7 protein-coding genes are annotated in these 6864 nt (G+C 53.8%); all 7 read right to left on the bottom strand.

All coding sequences use genetic code 11. The annotated features are described in order from the left end of the window. Positions 1 to 1179: 1179 nt before the first annotated feature. Positions 1180 to 1830 (bottom strand): tetratricopeptide repeat protein, encoded by a 651-nt coding sequence (locus EDD73_RS11925; RefSeq protein WP_131920233.1) that lies wholly within the window; start codon positions 1828 to 1830, stop codon positions 1180 to 1182. Further along, positions 1827 to 2486, bottom strand: coding sequence for a hypothetical protein (locus tag EDD73_RS11920; protein ID WP_131920231.1), 660 nt, complete (start codon positions 2484 to 2486; stop codon positions 1827 to 1829). The genes EDD73_RS11925 and EDD73_RS11920 overlap by 4 nt, the downstream gene beginning before the upstream one ends. A gap of 167 nt (positions 2487 to 2653) precedes the next feature. Beyond that, positions 2654 to 3946, bottom strand: a complete 1293-nt coding sequence (locus tag EDD73_RS11915; RefSeq protein ID WP_165876490.1) for a copper amine oxidase N-terminal domain-containing protein — start codon at positions 3944 to 3946, stop codon at positions 2654 to 2656. 34 nt (positions 3947 to 3980) lie between these two features. Beyond that, positions 3981 to 4247 (bottom strand): hypothetical protein, encoded by a 267-nt coding sequence (locus EDD73_RS11910; RefSeq protein WP_131920227.1) that lies wholly within the window; start codon positions 4245 to 4247, stop codon positions 3981 to 3983. Between the two features lie 131 nt (positions 4248 to 4378). Next, positions 4379 to 5404, bottom strand: a complete 1026-nt coding sequence (gene hypE / locus EDD73_RS11905) for a hydrogenase expression/formation protein HypE (RefSeq protein ID WP_131920225.1) — start codon at positions 5402 to 5404, stop codon at positions 4379 to 4381. Positions 5405 to 5461: 57 nt separating this feature from the next. Next, complete coding sequence (hypD, locus tag EDD73_RS11900) at positions 5462 to 6583, bottom strand: hydrogenase formation protein HypD (protein WP_243116904.1); 1122 nt, start codon at positions 6581 to 6583, stop codon at positions 5462 to 5464. After that, positions 6568 to 6795: a HypC/HybG/HupF family hydrogenase formation chaperone gene (locus EDD73_RS11895; RefSeq protein ID WP_131920221.1), complete on the bottom strand. Its 228-nt coding sequence runs from the start codon at positions 6793 to 6795 to the stop codon at positions 6568 to 6570. Before EDD73_RS11895 ends, hypD begins: the two co-directional genes overlap by 16 nt. Positions 6796 to 6864 lie beyond the last annotated feature (69 nt).

Here is a 6864-nt window from a genome sequence, read left to right as displayed (position 1 = left end):
GAAATGATGCGGCAACGCCCGTATGCTTTATGTCTGTTATTTTACCACTGTATTTTCATATTTTTCGGCAATAACTGGTTAACCGATCACGAATGCATACGATTATTATCTAAATGGACTAGTAACATGAGCTTATATATTTTTTCCACTAAATAACTGCGTTATTTTTTCATTATTAATCTTACACTATCCACTTGACTCCCCCGCCTCTCCTAATCAACACTATCCACTTTCCCCACTTTGAGATCGTTTTCACCCACCCCCACTTCAAACCCGCCCCACACGTTCCCCTCTGTGCCCCTTAAAACTGTCCCCTCGACTGTTTTCCCCCTGAACTGCCACTGCACCGCACGTTGCCCCATCACGTATGCCCTTATACGGCAAATGGCCATATTTAGGTGATAAAACTGTGCTCCAATAGCTGTTTTACCCGACGATCACGCTGCAACTGCACTTACCCTGCCGGGTCACGCCATACTGTGCCCACGCCAGCAACGCCATCTAAAAGAACTTGACCCACCGCCCACACGTTCGCCCACACGCCGCAAAAAAAAGTTCCCTAGACCGTTTATACCTGAATCTTACTTCAGGCCAACAGCAGGGAACGTGTGCCCTCACGTGGCAAATGGTGATATTTATGCAATAACCAACAAAGATTCCAACTGCAATTTTAGGGAGTTACGTGGTTACTGTGGTTATTTTGTTCTTACGCGGCAACCACTGCCCTGACGTGTCCCATCACGCCCGGCCACGACATACGCTGGCGATCGTATAGCCGTAATAATCGACGCAATCCTGCGTTATAACGGGGTGGAGTACGATAAACGTGTCCCAACGCATAGGGGGACTATTGGGCTTGCTGTTCAACATTTCAAAAACTGGCTATAATTCTACTCGGGAAGATCTGTTTTCAGGTAGAGCAACTGACTTGTAATCAGTAGGTTGCGGGTTCGAGTCCCATCGTCGGCTCCATGATGATAACGTAGGTCTGCAGTGATGCAGGCCTTTTTTTGTTGCGTAAAAGCGGTGTTTAACTGTGACCAACCAACCTGTGTTCCCGCCGGTCGCTGAATTCAGCATCGGCAAAAGCACACTGCAACACCTTTTCCGTCAATTCATAATCAGCATCCTCTTATTGTTGAACGATAACATTCATGCTCACCGGCTCCCATTCTCCCGTCATGCTAATGTCTCCAGCAATGCGCGCACATCCTGATAATCCACCTGCCGCAGCATGATGGCCTCCAGTTCCTTTTTGGCCTTCTTCTTTTCCCCCACCTGGATTAACGTTTTCGCCAGCTCATACCAGATCTCCGTTAGCACCTCTTCATCGCGCTCCTTCTTCCGCCGAAGCGCCATCCTGAACACTTCGATCGCTGGACCCAGATGCCCCAGTTCCCGGAACGCGATGCCCTGGTACAGTAGCGCTACCGTTCCCGCATTGTCATTATTCTCAATCCGCTGCAGTTCCTTGATGCATTTTTCATACTCTTTGCCTTGAAAATAAAGTTCCCCCAAGGAAAGTCGCACGACCCGTTCACTGTGAAATGCCGATTTTTCCAGCAGATCAATCGCTGCTTCCGGTTGCCCATGTTCCTGATACACTTCCGCCGCCAAGAGTTCCAGTCCCAGTCGGTCATTCATAATTCGCACTTTAATCTTTTCCGTGATCGCCAGTTCCGTACCCAGGATGACGTTATACTTGCTGAAACACTTCCCGTATTCTGCCCAGTGGTGCAACGCCATTTTGATCGCCCGTAGTTGCACTCCTTCATACCCGACTCGTCCCGTGACATGCCCAGCAGTTATGGCGGGAATTGCGATGGTCATGACGTAATTTTTACTCCATCAAATAAAGAACCCGTATTAAATGCTCTTTTATGACCCCGGATATTTCTTATCACATCATCCGGTTTTCCACGCAATACAGCGAAATTTTCGCCATCCACATTGACATATTCACTCGGAGATAAGCCCCAACTTAATCCTATTTCCTGACCTTTCTTAGTTACAGCTATTAATCCTATTTCTTTAATATTAGCTCCTAGGCCTTGATATAATTCCAGAAGACAAGGCACTTTGGAAATGAGGCATTTTGAATATAATTTACGAAGTGGATCATTTGTATCTACCAATATGCTTATCGCATAAAGATAAATATCACCATAAAAAGGCAAAACATGATCCACGATTAAATCCTCATCTATTTCCTGTCTTAATACTTTATCGTAAATTTCTTTAGGCAGCGGGATAAATCCTATATAGCCCTTGACAACTCCATCGTTTTTTACAATAATATGCGTTTTATCGTTAATAGAAAATAATCTGTCAACAAATTTCGGGTCAACTTGCCACGTACTTGAATAAACCTTTGAATCCAATTCAAGCAGAACTTCTCCCTCTTCCTTTGAAGGGTGTTTGAAAGTTAGCACTTTTATCTCCCTTACGTTAAGAAATTTTGTAGAAACAATAACCCACTTCGCCATTATTAACGTCGTTTTTTATGTATATCAAAAAATCAAAAAAAAAGCAGCCCGCCTTTATCTTACACTGATAAAACGGGCTGCTGCTTTTTATATTCATCACTCTTACCGACTACATACGATTGATGCATCCGAATATTCTTGTCCCCGTCGGACTTTCTTGTCAATCCCTAAAACAACCGCCGTACGATCGTCACTTGTCCCTGCGTTTCATCCCAGATCACTTCGCGCCCTAACGCTTCCACAACCCAGCGAATCGGCAAACAAGTGCGCATCTCTTTGCTCAGTTCCGGCGCTGCATCCATCACAACCAGCGACGTTGCCGTTTTGCCGTCCGCCTGACGCTTGATCACTTCCATCTCCCGACTGCCCAAGACCAGTCGCAGCGTCACATCCCCTTGCCGCAAGGTGATCGACTGATCGCGCGGCTCCCAGCGCACATCCTGCGCCGCCACACCGCACAGTTCCGCCACTGCCCGCAGCGGCAGATAAGCCCGGCCATCTTTAATATACGGTGCCGTTTCCACCGTCAACTTTTGCCCGCGAACCGTATACGTGTTATCACCCATCCGGAACTGGGCTACCTTTTCCCGGTCCGGTGCCACCGGCAACGTCAGTTGGTTCGCTGTGACACGGCTCGTGCCGCCAACTTGCATCGTCACATGGGTTGCACCTTCCAGGAACTGCGCACTGCGTACCCGCAGATTAGCAATATAAAAATCAGTCGCTCGTCCCGATACTTGCCGCACGGGCACACGCAGCGTTCCCGTACCGTCGCCCTCCAATGCACCCAGTTCCAGATTGCCTTCCGTACGCTCCAGCCGAGCTGCACGGGCATCCCAAGTATAACCTGCCGGCAATTGCAGGGTAATGCTGTCACTACCGGTGCGAATTTGACCTGCTTTCAACTCCCGGAAGCGTAGTGTCACCGGCTCATTCACGCCCGACCACGTTGCGGCCACCGCATAATCAGCCAGCACACCGCTCGTCAGCGTTGACTCACCGGGTTGGAAAATCGAGCTCGGTGCCGATTCGATCATCAACCGTACATCCCGTACGCCGCCTTCCGCTTGCACATCGATCAGATCGAGAACAATCCGCCCCTCACCGCTGCCGCCGCTGCCGGTAACGGTCAGTGAAAAAGTTCGGTTACCACCGGCCATATCGCCGCTAGCGGCTACAAACATATTCGTCGATCCGCCGACCGTTGCAGGGATTTGGTAGGCAATGCGCCGCGCCGACACATCGGCATTCAGCCGCAGATGCAGTTGATCCGTCTCACCGAGAGCCAGCGCATTGGCCGGAACCTCTACAATAACGCGACGGTCAAAAAGCTCGTTCGCCCCAACCGGTGCTGCACTGACCACTTGATAGGTCGCCGCCTGACCGACTTCCGGCATCGCCACTACCGTCACCAGCGCCAGCAGCGCCGCGCTCACAACACCATGCCAGTATCGCTTCATGATCACTCTACCTCGCTTCACGTACCCCATCCGATCAAGGGGCGACAATCGTTGCCGTTACCCTTGGCTGGACTTCATTGCGCCGTTCTTCGGCCAGTTCCTGCGCTTTGACGACCAACTGTTCGGCCTGTTGTAACTTTTGTGCTGCCTCACGCAGTAGATCGGCCATCGCCCAATCCTGCCGCCCCTCTTGTAGGTAAACGGCCACATCGTCCGTATCATGATACAAACGATGACAACGGCCACGCAGTTGCTTCAATACCAGTTGTAATTCCGTGAAGAACGTTTCCGGTGTACACATCGTCGTTCCTCCTGTTCTCTTTTTTACCGGCCCGGAACCTTTACACCGCGACCGAAAAGCTTTTGCGATCAACCTATCAAAAAATAAACTCCCTTGCCGCGATCAGCAGCGCTACCGGTCTGCCTCGCCCCTTAACAAATGCGCGGCAGTGATTCGCCCATCAACCGGTTCAAGATCCGGTGCCCGCCTAAGGGCGTCTTGAGATAGACCTGTCCGCTGCCACCGCTAACGTGGCCGATACAAGCCGCCTCCCGACCCAGCGGGTGCGCCTGCAACGCAGCCAGCGCCGCATCCCGCGCTTCCGGCGCGACGATCACCAGCACCTTGCCTTCATTAGCCAGGTACAGCGGATCTAAGCCCAATATGGCCGCCCCGTCAGCAACAGCATCGCGCACCGGCAATGCTTGCTCATCAATGACGATATCTTTCGCTGTCACTTCGGCGATTTCCTTCAACGTCGTCGCTACACCACCACGGGTCGGATCACGCATCCATTTAACCTGACCGAGGCAGTTCTCCTGAAGCGCTGCGATCAGCGATGACAACGGCGCACAGTCACTTTGCACCGGCGTATCAAAAGCGATCCCCGCTCGCTGCGCCATGATCGTCAGCCCGTGATCGCCCAGCGTACCGCTGATCAGGACAGCGTCCCCTTCCCCGATCCGCGAACCGTCCAGCGAAGCCCCTTCGCCGTCCAGATCAGGAAGCACCACCCCGATGCCGGCCGTGTTGATATACAAACCGTCACCGCGTCCGCGCTCAACGACCTTCGTATCACCGGCCACAATGGCTACACCAGCATCCCGAGCCGTCTCCGCCATGGAAGCGACGACGCGCTCCAAGTCAACCAACAGCAGTCCTTCTTCCAAGATAAAACCGGCCGTCAAATACATCGGCTTGGCCCCGCTGACAGCCAGATCATTGACCGTTCCGGCCACAGCCAGCGTGCCGATATCACCGCCTGGGAAAAAAAGCGGCTGCACCACAAAGGAATCCGTCGTAACCGCCAAGCGCCCTGCCGGCGGCGGCAACAAAGCCGCGTCCGTCAGCGCTTGTAAAGCGGGAAAGTTAAAATAGCGTAAAAACAGTTCCTGTACCAATTGGTGCGTCAACTGTCCGCCATCGCCATGGGCCAGGAGCACTTGTTCCTGCTTCATCTCTCGGTACCCCTCCTTTGACTACCGGCTTCAACACCTTGGCCACCTACGTAGCCATCACTTCGCCACAGCAAACCGCGCATAAGCCGCGCAGGTCCCTTCTTGCGACACCATACAAGGCCCTACCGGCGTCGCCGGACTGCATCCTTGGCCAAAAAGCCTGCAATCCAAGGGCGTACAAACACCGCGCAGCACATCGCCGCAGCGGCAACCGGCGATTGGCTTCGGTGGCTCCAAATCGCGCCAGCAATCGGCAAACTGTACCACTGCATCCCATTGGCGATAGCGCTCGGCCAGCGCCAGGCCGCTTCCCGGCAACAGCCCCAGCCCGCGCCAGTGCGCATCAACAGGAACAAAGCTTTCCGCCAGCGCCTGCTGCGCCGCCCCATTGCCACGCTCACGGACCACCCGCTCATAGGCATTCAAAATCTGCGGCTCTTCATCCCAATGTAGCGCCATCAAGCCCAGCGCCGCCAGCAATTCCACCGGTTCAAACCCAGCCACCACACCAGGCAATTGATGTTCCTCCGCCACAAAATCCCAGGCTTGCCGGCCCACAATCAAGCTGACATGGCCCGGCAAGATCACACCGTCGATCCCGATTTCCCGATCACCCAGGACCGCCCGCAATCCCGGCGGCGTCATCTTATGCAAGGAGTAGACAAAAAAATTCTCAACGCCTTGCCGCGCCGCTGCCTGTACCGTCACCGCCGTCGCCGGTGCCGTCGTTTCAAAGCCGGCCGCCAAAAAAACCACTTGCCGCTCTCGGTGAGCGATGGCCAGTTGCAGCGCGTCCAAGGGCGACGCTACCACCTGCACATCGGCCCCTTGCGCCCGCGCTTCCTGCAAACTGCCTCGACTGCCCGGCACGCGCAAAAGATCGCCAAAGGTGGCTACTGTCACGCCCGGCACCGATGCCAGGGCGATGGCCCGATCAAGGTCGCGCGCATCAGTCACACAAACGGGGCAACCGGGTCCGCTCTTCAGTTCCACCTCCGGCAAGAGCAGCGAGCGAATGCCCGTCCGCGCCAGCGCCACCGTATGAGTTCCGCAAAACTCCATCAGTACGATGGGACGACCGCGCCGCGCCGCCAAAGTATGCCAGCGCGCTTGGATCTCGGCCAGCATTTGCCGTCCTCGCACCGGGTCCCGTAAGGGCTTGATTATTTCGTCGAGCAAAGCAGTTCCTCCCATGTGGCCAAGCTGATTTTGGCCGCTTCCTCATCGATGATTTCCACGGCAAAACCGGCATGGACAATTACATAATCACCGACTTTCGCTTCCGGAACCAAGGTCAGCCCAACGGAACGGCGGTTGCCGAAAGATTCCACTTCCGCCAGCCAGCCTCCCTCTTCAATGCGCACAATCTGCGCCGGTGCAGCTAAACACACACGCTATCCCCCCCCCCATTGCCTATCCTTTTCACGCTCTCTGATGCAGCTAACCACCTCTACCAGCCC

Source organism: Heliophilum fasciatum, assembly GCF_004341395.1.
Lineage (GTDB): Bacteria > Bacillota > Desulfitobacteriia > Heliobacteriales > Heliobacteriaceae > Heliophilum > Heliophilum fasciatum.
Note: the sequence above shows the minus strand (reverse complement) of the source record. Positions and strands in the feature narration are given on the sequence as shown.

Coding starts and splice junctions, on each gene's coding strand:
- EDD73_RS11925 (WP_131920233.1), bottom strand. CDS start 1,830: ATGACCATCGCAATTCCCGCCATAACTGCTGGGCATGTCACGGGACGA.
- EDD73_RS11920 (WP_131920231.1), bottom strand. CDS start 2,486: ATGGCGAAGTGGGTTATTGTTTCTACAAAATTTCTTAACGTAAGGGAG.
- EDD73_RS11915 (WP_165876490.1), bottom strand. CDS start 3,946: ATGAAGCGATACTGGCATGGTGTTGTGAGCGCGGCGCTGCTGGCGCTG.
- EDD73_RS11910 (WP_131920227.1), bottom strand. CDS start 4,247: ATGTGTACACCGGAAACGTTCTTCACGGAATTACAACTGGTATTGAAG.
- hypE (WP_131920225.1), bottom strand. CDS start 5,404: ATGAAGCAGGAACAAGTGCTCCTGGCCCATGGCGATGGCGGACAGTTG.